Source organism: Pseudomonas sp. B40(2017) (assembly GCF_002112855.1).
In the GTDB taxonomy this organism is placed as follows: Bacteria; Pseudomonadota; Gammaproteobacteria; order Pseudomonadales; family Pseudomonadaceae; genus Aquipseudomonas; species Aquipseudomonas pharyngis.
Window position 1 is genome coordinate 28,684 of the sequence record NZ_NEIT01000011.1, and the last position, 16,221, is coordinate 44,904.

Here is a 16,221-nt window from a genome sequence, read left to right on the forward strand (position 1 = left end):
TCGTTACCCGTTCAGCGCAAGGGCGATGCCGCTAGCCACGGCAAATTCCATGCGTCTCCAGTGTTCGTCCTCCAGCCACTTGGCCGTCCCCATCGCCTCGGGCGTGGGTTCGACACCAGGTAGCCAGCGGTTCGTCAGGGCCATCAGCTGGCCCAGGCCGTTTTCGCTTAGGCGCTCAGCGTGCTCGAGCGCTTTTTTACGATCACCTCAACGTTGGGCGCGTATTCCTCCAGCAACGCGCCGACCAGCTGCATCACCATCACCGGGTTGGCCAGCAGCGGTTTCAGCGTGGCCTTTTCCTCTTGCTTGACGGTGGTCATCAACAGGTTGTTGCCCGGGGCGACCTTGTTGGTTTGGGTCAGGGCGTTGAAGTACTTGGTCACGTCCGCAGGCGTCAGGTTGAACGTGAATTCCTGTTCGCCGACTTCCAGGGTGATTTCGGTGTTTTGCTGGCTCATGGGGTATCGCTCTTTTTGAGGTTGGGAAAAGTGGTGCCCTGGGGCGCCGGCGATCGCCGGCAAACGCCAAGGGCGTATTGCTGCAGTCCGACGATCATTTGCCGGCTTTTGGCGAGTTGATCTCGGAGGGTGAAATAATCCGGTCGAGCGTCTGCAGCGAGTTCGGCGCGTCCTCCATCAGCCACGCGGGCGGTGCCGGCGGTGGCGGACACAGATCCGGAGGCGGGACAGGTGGCGCTGACGTACAGCCGGCCAGAGCCATCGCCAACAGCGCGGCGCAGGCGTTCGTTTTCAGTGCGTGCATCGGTCAATTCCTTGGTGTTTCGTTGGTCGATCGCGTCCCGTTCGGCGAGCATTTCGCCGCTGATGCGTGCCGCTTCGCGCAGGCCGCTGGCCTCCCATTTCGCGCTGTCGCGCTCGTGCCTGGCTTCGTCGCGCTGGCCTTCAAGTACGTCAAAACCGATCCAGGCAACCAGGCACAGCACGACCAGGAACAAGGCTTCGCGCAGCATCACAAGCCCTCCGCACACAGCCGGGATTCGGCCAGCCGGCGGTTGTGCAGACCCGGCACAAAGCGCTTCTGGCCCTTGGCGTCAGTCACAAAGGCCCATACCGGCGTCTTGCCGTCCGGTGCCCATGCCAGGGCTTTGCAGCCCTCGGCAATGCGACCGGCGTTGATAAGCGCGACCGCTCGACCGGCGCAGGTGCTGGTCACGCCGAAGTTGTGGCTATGACTGGTGAGGGCGTCGAACGTGTTCTGGCCCACGTTCGGGTTCGTGATGCACTCGGCCAGCTGCAGCTGCGTTTTGCGGATCACCAGCTGCTCCACCTCGGCGCACTTGGCGGGCGACCAGTAGTCGCCAACCACGACCGGGTACGGGCTGGTAAACCGGGTGATGCCTTTGCAAACCGTGGGCAGTCCGCCGGCGAGCTTGTCCGCGTAAACGGTGTTCTGGCCGTTGCCTTCCCAGGTGCCCAGGAAGATCACCAACGGGGTGCTGGCCAGCGCGATCGCACCGGCCATGATCCTGCCGCGCAGGCTCATGGGAACCACACGCGCAGCAGTGCCGGCACGACCATCTGCAGCACGGCGCCAACCAGCGTCAGAATCGTCAGCAAGCGCCCGACCTTGGAGCCGATCACGTTGACCGCCAGGGTCAACGCCTGCTGGCCCTTGTTCAGTTCCTTGAGCTGGCCAGTCATGTTTTCGAATTGCTGCTCAAGCTTGGTCACGCGAGTCGGCACGGTGTCGTGACGACCTTCAAACTCATTCATGCGGTGCTCGATCACGGCGAGTTGCCGCTCCAGCGTTCCCAGACGCGAAGTGTCAGTGGTCATCGGCGTTTACTCTTCTCGACGTCCGTCTGGCACGGGACGCACCGGGTTATGCCGCCGTGCGCCTGGCGCGCCGGCGGGATTGGTTTGTCGCAGTCCTGGCAATGGGTCAGGCTCGGCCCGACCGGCACAGCCTTGCTCAGCTGGGCCTTGATCGCCTGGTCACGTTGGCGTTGCTCCAGCTCCTGGGCGCGGTCGAACCAGTCCACCATCAGCGCAGCCCCTCGGTTTCAGCAGCGGCCAGGTACGGAACGCCGTTGATGCGGATGAAATCCGGGCTGGTGACGTCGAACGGAACCTTGTATTTGCTCTTCTCGCCGCCCTTGGGATCGATCGACAGCAGGCTGGAGACCTTCACCCGGCAACCGAACGCTTCCACGCGCATTTCCTCATCCTCGCCGGCCTTGGCGAAGAACACCGAGTCGAAGGGTTTCAGCTCACGGAAACTGCCCGCCGAGCGCGCCGCGTCCACCAGCAAGTTGAAATTGGTGCTGTCCAGTTCCAGCTCGCCGGCGGCGGCGACATCGCCGTCCACGTAGCCGTCCGGCACGCCACGGGTTTGGGCCACTGCCGAATTGTCGGTAATGTCCAGGGTGCAGCTTTCGACGTGCAGCGCGATGTCGCCCAGGTTTACGTCAAAGTTCTTGCCGCCAATCTTCGCCATGGGGCGTTACTCCGTTTTCTCAGTGGAAAGATCCAAGGCGATGTTCGCGGTCAGGTCTTTCGGGCAGTTGTGGGGTTTGAGCTTGATGTAGGCCGCGACCTTGGTTTTCGTCAGCCAGGTCAGCACCAGGTCGCCGTCCTTTGGCGGCTCGATGTCGCCAGGGAACACCTGGCCCGCGAACGTGACGGACTTGGCCATGGCGCGCAGCGGCGCCATCAGCTGGTTGGTGTTGACGGCCATGCTGTTGGGGGTGTTGTTCAGTCGGCGATCGGCCACGCGGCGAATCAGCAGCGGGCGGATCTGCCGAGCGGCCTTGTCGGTGATGCGCAGGTATTCCACGACCTGAAAGTCACTGCCGGCGGTGTCCAGCATGTTGCCGTCGCCCCAGTACACGCCCGGGTAGTCGGGATAGGTCTGCGAAACCGAGTAGCGCGCCCGATCCAGCTCGCTGCGCACCGCCGAGGTCAGCGGGACTTTTTCGCCATCGATCGGAACAGGGCCGAGGCCCAGCACGGCACCGGTAGCCACGCGCATCGGGCTGTCAGCGATGCTCACGGAAGCATTGGCCAGGCGACCGGCCAGCACGCCAAGGTCATTGCCGTGCAACTGCGGTACGACCAGCACACGCGGCGCGGCCAGGTTGGCCAACAACGCTTTGCGTTCGCTGACGTACTGCGCCCAGTTCTGTTCGGCGGTGATACCAGGTGCGGACGCCATGACGAACACACGGCGTCCGTAGGTGTTGTTCAGCGCGATCGCTGCGTCATGCATCGCCGACAGCTCGGCGGCAGCGGTCACCGGCTTGGTAATCACCACAGATTCGACGGAGTAGCCCTGCTGCTGGGCCTTTTCCAACGCCTCGTCCCATTTGCCCTCGGCGCCGATCGGAGCCGCGACACATGCCCACCGCTGGCCACCGTTGAGACGGGCAGCGGTGATTTGGGTTTTCAGGTCGCTGGCCGGAACGCCCAGTTCGGCGTCCAGATCGCTGTCCGTGTTCAGCGGCAGGATCTGGCCGACGTTCTTGCCAGCGGGGCCGATGAAAAGAAAGTAACGCTCAATCTCGCTCACAGGCCCCTGGCCCAGGTTGAGATTGTCGACGGTGACTTGACCGAGTGCCATGCAGTGCCTCGTTAGCGGGGTGAAGTTAGGATTTGTTGCAACACCTGGCTAATCAGCAGGTCGGTGTCGCGTTCGGTTTCGGCGCCGATGAACTGGCGTTTCGGGAGCGTGATTTCCCAGCTCTGCGCGCCCGACGACTCGCTGCGCTGGTCGTCCAGGATGCGAATCAGCAGGCCGGCCTTGGCGTAGTTCACATGCTCCTGAATCCACGCCACTGACGGCCTGGTCAGGCTCTTTTTGCCGGCCTGACGCACGCGAAAGCCCAACCGGCGCAGGCGCTTTGCCTGTTTCTCGGTGGCAGCCAGGCCGGGCGGGGTTTTGTTCCAGCGGCGCATCTGTGCGGCGGTGCGGCGTTCGCTGACACCGTAGTGTTGCTGAGCGGCGACCCATCGGGTCAGAGCGTTTTTCCAGCCCAGTTCCGCTTCATCAGCCGTCAGCCTGGTGACCACCATCAGCTTGGCCAGGCCGGCTTCCATCTTCTTTTTGCCTTTGCCGTCGCCCTGACGCGGGGCGAACGCCGAACCGTCCAGGTTCTGCTGGGCACGCTGACGCTTGCGGCTCATCGTCCGCACACGCTTGGTCACCTGGTTCAGCAAACGCCGGCGCAACTGCGACGGCAGGCTCAGCAACGCCAGTTGCTCGCGCACGCCCAAGCGTCCGCGCACGTCGAGTTCGAACGTGCTACGTCCCGCCATTGGTGGCCACCTCGCCGCGCTCAGCGACCCACAGGTCAAACGGGATGAACGCCCAGGTCTTGCCGAAGGCCTGGATCTCGCCGTCCGGTTCTTCGGATAGATACTGCGGCTCGACGAATTCCAGCGTGACTTCCACGTCGAACAGATCGCTGTCCATGGGCTCCACGGCGAATTCCGGCGCCGGCAGTTCGTGGCGGTCGCGATCGGCGTCGTGAGTCTCCAGCCAACTGCCCACCAGAGCCATCATGCGGGCCGGATTGGCGGCGAAACGCTCCAGGACAATCACGGCGCGATAGTGCATGTCGGCAAAGTGCATGCCGTCGACGTCGGGTTTCCAGATCAGCGACAGCTTGACCTGCTCCGTCCAGCTGTCGAGCTGTTCAGGCTCGACCAGGCGGCGCTCCAGCAGGTAGGCGGTCAACGCCTGCAGCTTGGTCATAGCAATTTCGCCGTGATGCGGCCACGGCCCTGCAGGGCGCGCACAGCCTGCTGACTGAATGCCAGAAACGTGTCTTCACGCTCCGGCGCTTCCTTGCCGGTGTTCTCGGCGCTCTCGCGGCGGGTCACGGTGGCGAACTGCTGCAGGGCGCTGGCCTTGGCGCGGCAATACACGGCGCGCTTGTACAGCTTGGCTTTGAATGCACGCTCAGGCAGCAGCATCGGATCGGCTGTTTCCACGGCGACGATGCCCGTTGCCAGCCAACTGGTTTTGAGCTTGGCCAGGTCGGTATTGACCTCGGCCATCGCGATAAACAAGGCGTCGGTCAGCAGGTCGCCCAGGAACTCCGCCGGCAGGCGATAGCCCTTCTGAAACTCGGCCACGGAGAGGTTCGGCCAAAAGCCGTCGTTCTCGATCGCCTGTTCCACAACAGTGGTGGGTTTCCCGGAAAAGCTCATTGCTGACCGCTCGAATTAGGGCGGGGAGACTGTTTTTCGTGGGGCTGTCCATAAATGGCAGACACACGTCCACAGTTCCCCGCTGGGGGGGTAGTCGGTTATTGGGCGCCGGTGACGGCGGGTGTTTGTTTGGCGATCGCCTTACGGCACTTCGCAATGCGTGTCTCGTTACCGGCCTTGGCGTGCAACTCGGTAGATCGCTCCAGGTGCTTGAGCGCTGTTTCCCACTGCTCGGCCTCCATGGCGCGCATACCGATCAACTTGTGGTACTTGCTCGGGATCTGTTCGGGCAGATCCCATTCGCCGTCGACACGCGGCAGCAGGTCGGACAGGTACGGTTCCGGGCTGCGCTGGGCGTTGTATTCACGGAAAGCCCATTCGATCACCGCGTCCGCTACGAACGTCTGCACGTTGCGCTTGAAGCGCTCCGGCATTTCCTGCCCCTGCTCGATCGCGAAGTCCGCCAGTTCCAGACCGTCTTCGAACTGCTCGGTGTCGAACAGCCAGACCATCACCTGCACCAGGACGGGGTTCTGCATCACCAGGCCCGAATCCATGTAGCGCTGGATGAAGTCCTGGTACTTGGGCAGCAACTCATTTCGCTTAAGCGTTTGTTTGCTCGCCAAGTTCTTTAAATCGCTCAAGCGCTTCAGGTCTTCATCCAGCGAGGCTTGCATCAGCTGCAGGTGCTTTTTCGCGTTGGCCGGACTGCTCAGGGCTTCCGCCGGCGAATACGCAAGCGGTGCCGCTGCAGCAGCGATCACTGCAGCGGTTCCCTGCGCCAAAGTGCGGCGCTTGTGGGCAAGAGCCAGGCTCACTTCACCAGCTCCACGTTTTCGGTCAGCGCGATCTTTTCCAGCTGCTCGATCACGTAGCCCTCGTTGCGGCTGTTGTAATCCTCGACGCGGGAACGTTTCGGGTTGTCCACGGTTTGCTTGCGCCAGCTGGAGTCCTGGAAGTAAATCGACAGGTTGTCCCAACTGGTGACCAGCACGCCGTTGACCGGGAAGAACGGCACGCTAAAGCTCGGCAGACCGCCGTAGGTGGCGATCACCTGGGCGTCCTCGATACGCTCTTTCTCGGTCGGGGTGTCGCCCTGCTTGGCGTACAGCTTGGCCTTGTCAGCGGCCAGCAGGTCGGTGCCGATGATCGCTACCAGGTCGCCGCTGTCGCGCAGACGCTCGTCCACCATTTGCTTGGTGTCATGCACCAGGGCGTCCAGGTTCTCGTAATCACCACCCGGCCCCATGGTGACCTTGCCAGGTGTATTGCCTTCCTTGAGAACCTGCTGCGGTGCCTGCTCGCGCAGTTGCTGCAGCCAGCCTTTGTTCACGTCCTGCAGCATCGGATAGGTTTCGATATCGGTCTGCGCAGCCGCTTTCACACCGTGGAAACCGACCATGATGCGATCCAGGGCGATCTGTTTCTGCACAGCAGCCGAATACTTCTGATGGAAGTCCGGGAACTTGGCCCAGGCATCGATCTTCGCGTAGGGCAGGCCCACATCCGATTCGGTCGACGACAGTTCGTAGGTGCTGTTATCCAGCGCCGAAGCGTCCTTCGCCACGCGGTCGGTGGTCTTGGTGTTGGTGCGGCCTGTCACCGGGCCAGACACGCCAATAAACACCTTCTCGCCCTTGATCTCGGTCACCGGAATGACGTTGATGCGTTGCAGGAAGTCCGACTTGGCGGTGATAGCCTCGTTCAGTTCTTGGGCGATCGACGGTTCAACAGAGAACATCTTGCTGGCCAGCTCGACACCGTAGGTCTCGGCGATCGCCAGCTGCATTTCGGCGTACATCTTGGCGCCGTAGGCGCTCAGTGAACGGGCCATGTCAGAGCACCCGCACTTTGGATTTGTCGGCGGCGCCGGTGGTGCGCGGCAATTGCCGACCGGCAGGGGTGTTTTTCAGTGCGGTGAACTGCTTCTCCAGGCGACCCAGCGCGGCCAGGACAGCTTTGTTGCCGGAGCCGCTGCGCTTGAACTCGCGTTCTTCCTCGGCAGTGGTGACGATTTCGTCTACTGCAGCGCTGACATCATCGATCGGGGCCTGATCGGGTTCCGGTGCGTCTTCGGCTGCAGGCTCGATCACGGCCTGAATGCCGGCAGCGACGACCAGCAGCTGGGCCAGCAGGGCTTTCAAGGCCGTTGCGGTAGCTTCATCCATTGGGGGTTTGCTCTCGGTTGGGGTTTGCGGGGTGGTTTCGGTGGGCGTGTCTTCAATGCCGAAACGCTTGAACAGGCGGGTGAACATGGCGGCAAGGCGCCCGATCTCGCCCTGCGGCTCGGTTTCGCTCAAAGAGCCCAGCTCGTGGGAAGCGGCGTAGTACGAATCGCGGCTGGTGCGGCTGGAAAAGTAGAGTTCTTGGGTTCCGACACTGGCGGGTTCGTCAGTGACCGCGATGCCGGTCATGTAGGCTTTGCCACGGCCCCGGAAATTCGGCCTGATCTCAATGCTGGTGAACAGCTTTTCGCCGGCGTCGTTGAGGCGCAGCAACTTGTCGTTGGGCTTCAACTGCGCCTCAAGGGCAACTTGGCCAGGCTCCAGGTCTTCCGCGTCCTCGACGAGACGCACAGCGAAGACGGTGCCAAATGAACCGAACCAACGTTCGTGCTCACACCAGATAACGGCGGTGTACAGGGTCGGTGTGTAGGTCTCGGCGATGTCGCGCAGTTCCTGGGGCAGGATCTCGCGGCCATCGACGGTCGGGCCGCTGGTGGCAACACGTTTCCAGTAGGAGACAAGGGAACGGGGCATGGTCGGTAACTGCGCTCAATCGTTGAATGAGCCGCCACGATAGGGAGCCGTTTTGCCCCAAACAAACGGTTGGTTTTCGGCGTTCTCCTATTTTCCGGATATAGGCGAATGCCGGGATTTAACCCCGCGTTTCCAGCGTTTTCGCCGCATAGACTGCGGCCCATGAACTACCCGACCGAAGTCAAAGAAGCCGCAAAACGCCTCTACCTGCGCCGCTGTTCGGTAAAGGAAATCCAGGCGCATTTGAAGCTGCCTAACATCCGCATCGTCTACTACTGGATTCGCCAAGGCGGCTGGGACGAGATGCTTACGGATGAAGAACCGCTGAGTGCCGTCAACCGGCGAATCACCCTGATTCTGGAAAAGATCGATCCGCTGACGGATGCCGAGCTGAAAGAGCTGGAGCGCCTGACAAGCTTGCTGGAGCGTCTGAAAAAGCTTGCGGCAAAACCTGCGCCGGCAGCGCCTGCCGACCGTCCGGACGAGTCTGACGAACGCCAGCCAAGCCAACGCCGTGAGCGGCGCGAGGGCGGCGGCAAGAAGCGCGAAAAGAAGGCGAAGAACGACATCAGCGGCCTGACCGAAGTGGACTTCCTGGATAAGTTCATCTCGAAAATGTACGGCTACCAGAAAGAGCTGTTCGAGGCGAAACAGAACCCGCTGACCCGCCGCATCCGGAACATCCTCAAAAGCCGTCAGGTCGGTCTGACCTACTACTTCGCCGGCGAAGCGTTCATGGATGCCGTGTTGAGCGGTGACAACCAGGTGTTCCTGTCGGCCAGCCGATCGCAATCCGAGATTTTCCGCAGCTACATCATCCAGTTTGCCCAGCAGTGGTTCGGCATCGAGCTGACCGGCAACCCGATCACCCTGAGCAACGGCGCCGAGCTGCGTTTCCTCAGCACCAACAGCAGCACCGCCCAGGGCTACCACGGGCACGTCTACGTCGACGAATACTTCTGGATTCGCGACTTCGAAAAGCTCAGCACCGTCGCCAGCGCCATGGGCACCCACAAGAAATGGCGCAAAACCTATTTCTCGACGCCCAGCGCCGTGTCGCACCAGGCGTATCCGTTCTGGTCGGGCGACGAATTCCGCAACAGCAAGCGCGGCAAAAAGGCCGGCGGCGAATGGCCGAGCGAGGCGGCTTACACGCAGGGCGCGCTGTGTCCGGACGGTCAGTGGCGCAAGACGATCACCCTGGACGATGCGATCGCCGGCGGCTGCGATCTGTTCGACCTGGAACAGCTGCAGCTGGAGTACGACGAAGACAAATTCCAGCAGCTGTTCTACTGCAAGTTCATCGACAGCACCCAAAGCGCATTCAGCCTCAAGGATCTGGAGCGCTGCTATTCGGATCTGTCGTTGTGGGAGGACTACAACCCGGATCTGGATCGCCCGTTTGGCAACAGCCCGGTCTGGCTGGGCTACGACCCGAGTCGCACCCGCGACGACGCCACTTGCGTGGTCATCGCGCCGCCACTTGAACCCGGGGCGAAGTTCCGGATTCTGGAAAAGCACAGCTGGCGGGGCCACTCGTTCACCTACCAAGCCGCGCAGGTCAAGAAGCTGACCGAGCGCTTCAACGTGCAGCACATCGGAATCGATGTCACCGGCGTGGGTTACGGCGTGTTCGACCTGGTGCGCGACTTCTACGCCAAGGCAACGCCGATTCACTACAGCCTGGAGGCGAAAAACGCGCTCGTCCTCAAGGCTCAGGACACGATCCAAGGTAGCCGCATCGAGTGGGACGCCGGTTGGACGGACATCGCCCAGGCGTTCCTGACCATCAAGCGCGGCGCCACCAACAGCGGCCAGATCACCTACAGCGCATCCCGTACCGAAGCCACCGGTCACGCCGACATTGCCTGGGCGGTGATGCACGCCCTGTCCAACGAACCTTTGAACACCAACAAGCGGCGCCGTAGCCGCTACGTCACGAGTAACCAGAGCAGCCATGGCCAACCGCAAACGCAGAAAGCACCACGTAGCCCAACCACAGCAACAGCCAATGCGCTCGTTTACGTTCGGGGAGCCGGAGCAGGTGCTGTCCGGCAACATCGGCGAGTACGTGGGGGTGTTTCCCAGCGACGACGGCAAGATCTACAAACCGCCGGTGTCACGGGCTGGCCTGGCCAAGCTGTTGCGCGCCAACGCGCACCACGGCGCCATTCCGAAATTCAAGCGCAACCTGTTGCTGCGTGAGTTCATCGCCTCGGTGGGCTGCAGCACGGAGACGATGGGACGCGCCGGACTGGACTACATGGTGTTTGGTGAAGCGTACTTCTACAACGACACCAATGCATTCGGCCAGGTGCTGGAGCTGCAGCACCTGCCGGCGATCAACATGCGCGTGAAGGTCGACGGCGGCTACGTGATGCTGCTGCCGGACAACAAGGAAATGGAGTTTGAGGCGCACGAAATCTCCCACGTCCTGGACTACGACGTGGAACAGAACATTTACGGGATTCCGGACTACCTGGGCGGCCTGCAGGCGTTGCTGCTGAATGAGGCAGCCACCCTCTTCCGCCGGCGCTACTACAGCAACGGCGCGCACGCCGGCTACATCTTCTACACCAACGATCCCGACCTGACCGAAGAGGACGAAGACGAGTTGCGCGCCCAGATCAGCGCCAGCAAGGGTGTGGGCAACTTCCGCTCAATGTTCGTCAACATCCCCAACGGCAAAGAGAACGCGATTCAGATCATCCCCGTGGGTGACTTCCAGGCGAAAGACGAGCTGGAGAAAGTGAAGAACATCACCCGAAACGATGTCATCGCGGCCTGGCGGATGAACCCCGCGCTGGCCGGCATCATCCCGGAGAACACCGGCGGGTTTGGCGACATTGAAAAGATCGATCGCGTGTACACCAGCAACGAGATTCGACCGATTTGCCAGCTGTTCGATCAGCTCAATGACCGGTTACGCGAAGACAGGCGCTTTAGCTGGAAGCCTGCACCGGATGCAGTGGATATAACTGCATGAAACACCTTTCGGAGCGAATGCCACTACAAATTGTGGCAATATGGTGGCGATCAGCTGCCCCTGGGGAGGGACACTATGAGAGTTGTTTGCAAGTGCGGCCACAAGGGCCGAATTGCTTCACGGGAAGAGGTAACAACGGAGTTCGTCAAGCTGTATTGCCAATGCCTGGACGCAAGGTGCGGGCATACGTGGGTGTCGAACCTGACGTTCTCACACACGCTCAGTCCATCTTCGCAGACCTTCGAACGTATGTTGATCGATCGGTTTCGCGAGTTGCCCAGGGCGAAGCAGCGGGAGCTTTTCGAGCAGTTGGGATCGCAGGCGGTGGCGTAGGTACAAACCGCCAACGCTACAGCGTTGGCGATCGGGATCATTCAAAGAATGACGTTCAGCCCCCTACCTTCTCCTTTGGGTTGATTGCCAGTATCTCGGCCACGCGACGGACCTGCTGCTGTTCAACGCGACTCAGCCGACGATACAGATCGATCAGTCGACGCTCGATGTCCGTGAGGACGGTAGTTTCCGACCCAACGTGTTCGAGGTTGATTTGATCGTTCTTCTTGCGATCCAACATGCTAACTACTCCATAAAGTGCATTGCTGAATCGACGTTATCGGGGCGGCAAACCGCATTGAAACAAAGGCGTGACTAATGAGTCAGGTGCATTGTTGCGAGTTACTTCCGCTGCCGAGCAGCGTCGTCTGCCATGGCTTCGAGAAAGCGACGAATTGCTTTTTGATCCTCGTCAGAGATGCTCCTGAACTGGTGAATCAATTCTTCTTCCGCAGCGCTAAAAAGTTGTCCCAATGGCGTCGATCGCCGACCGGTGAGCACGTAAGCCGCGTCAACGCCACGCTCTTCAAGCGCGGTGACATATCGGAGATCGAGAGAATTTGCTCCCAACTCGTAGTTTTTCTGCGTGCCTCTGCTAACGCCTAGCAGCACACCAAAATCAGTTTGATTTAACCCCAAGCGCTCGCGCTCTTCCCTGAGGCGTTCACCCACTCGATCCGCTATGAGCATTTTTTTAGCCACCACCATTGACTTGATCATTTTTTTGACCAAGAATCACCACAGACAAACGCAAACAAACAGAAACGAACAAGGGGAGCACTATGCCCGCCACCGTTACGCACGAGCAAGCCCGGGCGGCGCTTGATCGAAAAGGCGTCAGCATTGCGGAATTCAGCCGCAAACATGGACTGAACAAAAATTTAGTCAGCGACCTGTTGAACGGTCGGATCAAAGGTCGCCGTGGGGAGGCACATCGCGCCGCGGTACTGCTTGGAATCAAAGACGGCGAAATTGAACAGTAGTGGCACGGCTCAACAGGGAAAAGTAGAAGATGAAAAGTTTGATCCTAGATACCCGCAGGGAAGTTACCAGCGAGATCATTCGAAGCTATGTTGGGGGGCGCGAAGCCGCAGCCAACCGTCTGGGCCTAAAGCTCAAAAAGTTTGACAACCATGCCTACGAAAATGCCGGCTGCTCTCCACTCAGTGACGCGCAAATCTTCATGCTCGAGCAGGAAAACGGCACCTACCACCTGGCGAACTACGTCGCTTCAATGTACGGCGGGCGCTTCATCCCCGTAGCCAATCCGGAAACACTGGATAACGTCGAACTCTATGCCCGCTCCCTACATGTTGCAGCTAAGCGTGGTTGCGTTGACCAGGCCATTGCTCAGGCACTTGAGGATGGATCAATCAGCGAGAAGGAAGCCGAATTGATTCTGGACGCCAACAACCTGCATCTGGCTGCGCGTCACGCCGAAGTATTGGCGGCGATCGCCCTCTACCGCGAAGGGAAAGCCCAATGAGCAACATGAACGCAGTACAGGATCATCAGGACATGCTCAAAGCTACCGCGCTGCTTTTTCTTGAACGGCATCAGTGCGAACACCTGAGCGACGACCAGCAGCTGCTGAAACGCGCAGTCCAGCACCTAGTTGCCGACTTTGACGTGCTGACTCCTACCGCCGAAAAAATGGTTCACCTGGCCTACAGCGATCTGTCTGCAGTGAGCGATCGGCAGCGTCTGGATGTTCTGACCAGCACGCCTACTCACACCGTTATCACGGACACAGGCACCGGTGAGGTGTGGGCCATCCCCGTCAGCCTGATCTATGAGCGAATTCTGAACGCACCGGACAACGGGCGTTTCCGCATCACCACTCCGTAACACCTAACTAAAAAACCCTCCCGATCCCCCCATTCCCGTGGGTTTGGGTGAGCTGCGCCCGAAATTGAGGTTTGACGATGGAAAACGCCCTGAACATCCACGCAAAGCTGCCGCCGGAACAGGCTCAGGCGCTCTTGGCCAACCTGCGCGAACAGTACCGTCTCAGCCTCAATGACCTTTGGTACGCAGACCAATATCGATTCATTCCCGAAGGCCTACGTCACGGATCGATCCTCGCTAATTGCCCTGTGATGGCAGCCCAGAAACACCTGATCGGCGCCCTCTCCCTCTGCCTTAAGAAAGTGAAGTAACGATGAAAGAGAAACTGCGTAGCGACGTGATCGAGCGCCTGACAAGCGATTACGGCCTCAAGCACCGGGCAAACACCGACTACATGCGCGGCGGCACCTGCCCGAAGTGCCGTCAGAAAACGCTGTACACCCGTTTTGACGCTCCGTGGTTGGTGATCTGCGGCAGACCTGAAAAATGCGCTCATACCCTGCATGTGAAGGAGTTGTACGAAGACCTTTTCGAAGACTGGAGCAAGCGCGCGCCGTCCAGCGACCAACACCCCAACGCGACCGCCCGTGCCTACCTGGAATTCGCTCGGGGCTTTCGCATTGAGCTGATCCAGGGCTGGTTCACTCAGGAAAGCTTTTACTCCCCTGACCACAACGCTGGCAGCGCTACGGTACGCTTCGCGTTGGACAAAGGCGGCTGGTGGGAACGCCTGATCGACCGTCCGCACCGCTTCGGCAAGATGAAAGCGCGCTTCAAATCGAAGGACAGCTATCGTGGCGTCTGGTGGTGCCCGCCCTGCGTGGATCTGCTGGAAGCGAAGGAAGTCTGGATTGTTGAAGGCATCTTTGACGCCATCGCCTTGGTACACAACGACATCGTCGCGGTATCGGCCATGTCCTCGAATGCCTTCCCTGAAGAGTCGCTGCGAGCCCTTGCACGTGACCGCGACGGCAAATTGCCCAAGCTGGTCTGGGCACTCGACAACGAGTCAGGCGCCCATGCTTACACCAAACGTTGGGCGAAGCAGGCGCGCGCTTTGGGGTTCGTCTGCGAGGCGGCGCAGATCCCCCTGCGTGATGGCCGCAAGACCGACTGGAACGACCTGCATCAACGTTGGAATTTCATCGAAGACGAGGGCCAACGCGCCGACCAGATCGCGGCAGATCTGAAACAGGCGCGTCACCTGGGCGCGCTGCTGCTGGCCGAGAGCGCCGCCGAAAAAGCGCTGCTCATGTACGACTGGAACAAGCGCGGTGAATTCCACCTGGGCTTCGGTAGCCGCCTGTACTGGTTCAAGTTGGATATGGAGAAATTCAATCGGGCGATGCAGGACATCGAGGACAGCGAAAACCACGAGGACCAACTGCTCAACCAATCCCAACAGCGCGAGAAGGCTTTACAGCAGTCCGGCAGCGTCGTCGAGATCGCCAACTGCTATCCACAGGCGTTGTACTTTCAACGCAACGAAGTTACCGATGAATCCTGGTACTACGTGCGTGTGGACTTCCCTCACGACTCAGAAAGCGTGAAGAACACCTTCACTAGCGGTCAGCTATCAGCCGCCAGCGAATTCAAAAAACGCCTGCTCGGAATGGCTGCCGGTGCCATGTACACCGGTAGCGGCCAGCAGCTCGACAAGCTGATGAAGGATCAACTGTTCGGCATCAAAACCGTATCCACGATTGACTACGTGGGCTACAGCAAGGAATACGGCTGTTACGTTTTTGGGGATCTCGCCATCAAGGATGGCACGATCTACAAAATCAATAGCGAGGACTATTTTGAGTTCGGAAAACTGCGGCTGAAATCGCTGCAGAAAGGCGTCCCGATCAAGCTGCAGCGTGATGGGAAGGACTTTAACGAACAGTGGCTGCAGTTGCTGTGGACATGCTTCGGCGCCCAGGGCCTGGTCGCACTGGTGTTCTTCTTCGGTTCACTGTTCTGCGAGCAGATCCGGGCGCGCTATCAGTCCTTCCCTTTTCTGGAAGCCACCGGCGAGGCCGGCGCCGGCAAAACCACCTTGCTTAACCTGCTGTGGAAACTGCTCGGCCGCGAGGGGTACGAAGGCTTCGACCCGATGAAGTCGACGAAAGCCGGTCGTTCGCGGTTGATGGGTCAGGTATCCGGAATGCCTGTGGTGTTTCTTGAGGCGGATCGCCACGGTGACGATCGATCTCACGCCAAGACTTTCGAATGGGACGAGCTGAAAGACTTTTTTGGTGGCGGCACTTTGGCCACCAAAGGTGTGAAGACTGCCGGCAACGAAACCTACGAACCACCGTTCCGCGGCACGATCGCCATCAGCCAGAACGCGGCCGTGGTCGCCCATGAAGCGATCATGACCCGGATCGTGAAGCTGCACTTCATCCGGCCGACAGTGACGCCGCAAAGCCGCGCTGCAGCGGACAAACTGAACGCCCTGGACGGCGGCACGCTCAGCCACTTCCTGATTCGGGCCGTCAGTAAAGAGTCGGCCGTCCTCGAGCTTTTCGCCCAGCGCATGCCCGAACACGAAGCCAAGCTGCGCCGGCTGCACACCCACTGCTTCGACTGCGGAACCGAGTTCCCAAGCGAACAAGGTAACTGCCGCAGCTGCGGATCCGACCTGCGCGGATACATCCGTGTGGAGCGGATCAGCAAGAACCACGCGCAGTTGCTTTCGCTGCTCGATGCCCTGCGCCTGGTTCTGAAACTGGACGAGCCTCAGGTAGCCGCGACCCAGCGGCAGATCGTCCGAATGGCGATCGAGCGTCAAGCCTCAATCAGCTCCGACCACCCGGCCGTTGCCGAATTCTGGGAAGTCTACGACTACCTCGAATCGCTCAATGATGACCCCCTGGTCGATCACAGCAGCGACCCGAGCGTCATTGCGATCAACCTCAACGAATTCAGCGAACGAGCCGCCGAACACAAACAGAAGCTGGCCGACGTGGCCACCCTGCGCGACCTGCTGAAAGAGTCACGCTCGCACAAGTTTTTGGAAGCAAATAAAGCCGTACACAGCGCAGTCCGCGCAGCGATGAACAGCAGAACACCCTTGGCGCCGGGCCGTCCCACAACGGTCAAGTGCTGGATCTTCAAAGCGTGAAAAGGAGGCTACACC

24 protein-coding genes are annotated in these 16,221 nt (G+C 60.2%); 8 read left to right on the top strand and 16 right to left on the bottom strand.

The genetic code is table 11. The features are described 5' to 3' along the window. Window positions 1-3: 3 nt before the first annotated feature. The 14 genes from CAF76_RS29170 to CAF76_RS26770 form a co-directional block, all read right to left on the bottom strand. A complete protein-coding gene (locus tag CAF76_RS29170) occupies window positions 4-144 on the bottom strand; it encodes a hypothetical protein (protein ID WP_371857948.1) in 141 nt (46 codons plus the stop codon). 23 nt (window positions 145-167) lie between these two features. Continuing rightward, window positions 168-458, bottom strand: coding sequence for a putative phage tail assembly chaperone (locus tag CAF76_RS26710; RefSeq protein WP_085649257.1), 291 nt, complete (start codon window positions 456-458; stop codon window positions 168-170). Next, window positions 455-970 (bottom strand): lysis system i-spanin subunit Rz, encoded by a 516-nt coding sequence (locus CAF76_RS26715; RefSeq protein ID WP_085649258.1) that lies wholly within the window; start codon window positions 968-970, stop codon window positions 455-457. Before CAF76_RS26715 ends, CAF76_RS26710 begins: the two co-directional genes overlap by 4 nt. Further along, window positions 970-1,503, bottom strand: a complete 534-nt coding sequence (locus tag CAF76_RS26720) for a lysozyme (protein ID WP_085649259.1) — start codon at window positions 1,501-1,503, stop codon at window positions 970-972. Before CAF76_RS26720 ends, CAF76_RS26715 begins: the two co-directional genes overlap by 1 nt. Next, entirely contained in the window at window positions 1,500-1,796 is a 297-nt protein-coding gene (locus tag CAF76_RS26725) for a hypothetical protein (protein WP_085649260.1), read from the bottom strand. The genes CAF76_RS26720 and CAF76_RS26725 overlap by 4 nt, the downstream gene beginning before the upstream one ends. Further along, a complete protein-coding gene (locus tag CAF76_RS26730) occupies window positions 1,793-2,005 on the bottom strand; it encodes a TraR/DksA C4-type zinc finger protein (RefSeq protein ID WP_085649261.1) in 213 nt (70 codons plus the stop codon). The genes CAF76_RS26725 and CAF76_RS26730 overlap by 4 nt, the downstream gene beginning before the upstream one ends. Beyond that, window positions 2,005-2,457: a phage protein gene (locus CAF76_RS26735; protein WP_085649262.1), complete on the bottom strand. Its 453-nt coding sequence runs from the start codon at window positions 2,455-2,457 to the stop codon at window positions 2,005-2,007. The genes CAF76_RS26730 and CAF76_RS26735 overlap by 1 nt, the downstream gene beginning before the upstream one ends. A gap of 6 nt (window positions 2,458-2,463) precedes the next feature. Next, a complete protein-coding gene (locus tag CAF76_RS26740) occupies window positions 2,464-3,579 on the bottom strand; it encodes a DUF2586 domain-containing protein (RefSeq protein ID WP_085649263.1) in 1,116 nt (371 codons plus the stop codon). A gap of 11 nt (window positions 3,580-3,590) precedes the next feature. Continuing rightward, entirely contained in the window at window positions 3,591-4,274 is a 684-nt protein-coding gene (locus tag CAF76_RS26745; RefSeq protein WP_085649264.1) for a virion morphogenesis protein, read from the bottom strand. Continuing rightward, window positions 4,261-4,713: a phage tail protein gene (locus tag CAF76_RS26750; protein WP_085649265.1), complete on the bottom strand. Its 453-nt coding sequence runs from the start codon at window positions 4,711-4,713 to the stop codon at window positions 4,261-4,263. Before CAF76_RS26750 ends, CAF76_RS26745 begins: the two co-directional genes overlap by 14 nt. Continuing rightward, the gene (locus CAF76_RS26755; RefSeq protein ID WP_085649266.1) at window positions 4,710-5,171 is read right to left on the bottom strand and encodes a head completion/stabilization protein; all 462 of its coding nucleotides are present in this window, start codon (window positions 5,169-5,171) and stop codon (window positions 4,710-4,712) included. Before CAF76_RS26755 ends, CAF76_RS26750 begins: the two co-directional genes overlap by 4 nt. A gap of 98 nt (window positions 5,172-5,269) precedes the next feature. After that, window positions 5,270-5,989, bottom strand: a complete 720-nt coding sequence (gene gpM, locus CAF76_RS26760) for a phage terminase small subunit (protein ID WP_085649267.1) — start codon at window positions 5,987-5,989, stop codon at window positions 5,270-5,272. Further along, window positions 5,986-7,005 carry a phage major capsid protein, P2 family gene (locus CAF76_RS26765; RefSeq protein ID WP_085649268.1) on the bottom strand — a complete coding sequence of 340 codons (1,020 nt, stop codon included), beginning with the start codon at window positions 7,003-7,005 and terminating at the stop codon, window positions 5,986-5,988. The genes gpM and CAF76_RS26765 overlap by 4 nt, the downstream gene beginning before the upstream one ends. Window position 7,006: 1 nt before the next feature. Continuing rightward, on the bottom strand, window positions 7,007-7,930 hold the full coding sequence (locus CAF76_RS26770; protein ID WP_085649269.1) for a GPO family capsid scaffolding protein: 924 nt from the start codon (window positions 7,928-7,930) through the stop codon (window positions 7,007-7,009). A gap of 162 nt (window positions 7,931-8,092) precedes the next feature. Here CAF76_RS26770 and CAF76_RS26775 point away from each other — a divergent pair, with 162 nt between their 5' ends. The 3 genes from CAF76_RS26775 to CAF76_RS26785 all read left to right on the top strand — a co-directional run bounded on the left by CAF76_RS26775 (window position 8,093) and on the right by CAF76_RS26785 (window position 11,249). After that, window positions 8,093-10,135, top strand: coding sequence for a terminase large subunit domain-containing protein (locus CAF76_RS26775; protein WP_085649270.1), 2,043 nt, complete (start codon window positions 8,093-8,095; stop codon window positions 10,133-10,135). Next, window positions 10,047-10,916 carry a phage portal protein gene (locus tag CAF76_RS26780; RefSeq protein WP_085649271.1) on the top strand — a complete coding sequence of 290 codons (870 nt, stop codon included), beginning with the start codon at window positions 10,047-10,049 and terminating at the stop codon, window positions 10,914-10,916. Before CAF76_RS26775 ends, CAF76_RS26780 begins: the two co-directional genes overlap by 89 nt. A 75-nt stretch (window positions 10,917-10,991) precedes the next feature. Next, the gene (locus tag CAF76_RS26785) at window positions 10,992-11,249 is read left to right on the top strand and encodes an ogr/Delta-like zinc finger family protein (RefSeq protein ID WP_047293252.1); all 258 of its coding nucleotides are present in this window, start codon (window positions 10,992-10,994) and stop codon (window positions 11,247-11,249) included. A gap of 55 nt (window positions 11,250-11,304) precedes the next feature. Here the strand turns inward: CAF76_RS26785 and CAF76_RS26790 are convergent, their stop codons facing one another. Both CAF76_RS26790 and CAF76_RS26795 read right to left on the bottom strand, forming a co-directional pair. After that, entirely contained in the window at window positions 11,305-11,490 is a 186-nt protein-coding gene (locus CAF76_RS26790) for a hypothetical protein (protein ID WP_041074617.1), read from the bottom strand. 101 nt (window positions 11,491-11,591) lie between these two features. Further along, on the bottom strand, window positions 11,592-11,939 hold the full coding sequence (locus CAF76_RS26795) for a helix-turn-helix domain-containing protein (protein WP_178076205.1): 348 nt from the start codon (window positions 11,937-11,939) through the stop codon (window positions 11,592-11,594). A 92-nt stretch (window positions 11,940-12,031) separates the two neighbouring features. On the opposite strand from CAF76_RS26795, the gene CAF76_RS26800 reads away from it, so the two are divergent. The 5 genes from CAF76_RS26800 (at window position 12,032) to CAF76_RS26820 (ending at window position 16,206) form a co-directional block, all read left to right on the top strand. Next, window positions 12,032-12,232, top strand: a complete 201-nt coding sequence (locus CAF76_RS26800) for a DNA-binding protein (protein ID WP_018929266.1) — start codon at window positions 12,032-12,034, stop codon at window positions 12,230-12,232. A 29-nt stretch (window positions 12,233-12,261) separates the two neighbouring features. Next, window positions 12,262-12,735 carry a YmfL family putative regulatory protein gene (locus tag CAF76_RS26805; RefSeq protein ID WP_085649273.1) on the top strand — a complete coding sequence of 158 codons (474 nt, stop codon included), beginning with the start codon at window positions 12,262-12,264 and terminating at the stop codon, window positions 12,733-12,735. After that, entirely contained in the window at window positions 12,732-13,097 is a 366-nt protein-coding gene (locus CAF76_RS26810; RefSeq protein WP_085649274.1) for a hypothetical protein, read from the top strand. Before CAF76_RS26805 ends, CAF76_RS26810 begins: the two co-directional genes overlap by 4 nt. Before the next feature lie 77 nt (window positions 13,098-13,174). After that, window positions 13,175-13,408, top strand: a complete 234-nt coding sequence (locus CAF76_RS26815) for a hypothetical protein (protein WP_047293115.1) — start codon at window positions 13,175-13,177, stop codon at window positions 13,406-13,408. A 2-nt stretch (window positions 13,409-13,410) separates the two neighbouring features. Beyond that, window positions 13,411-16,206: a toprim domain-containing protein gene (locus CAF76_RS26820; RefSeq protein ID WP_085649275.1), complete on the top strand. Its 2,796-nt coding sequence runs from the start codon at window positions 13,411-13,413 to the stop codon at window positions 16,204-16,206. Window positions 16,207-16,221: the final 15 nt, after the last annotated feature.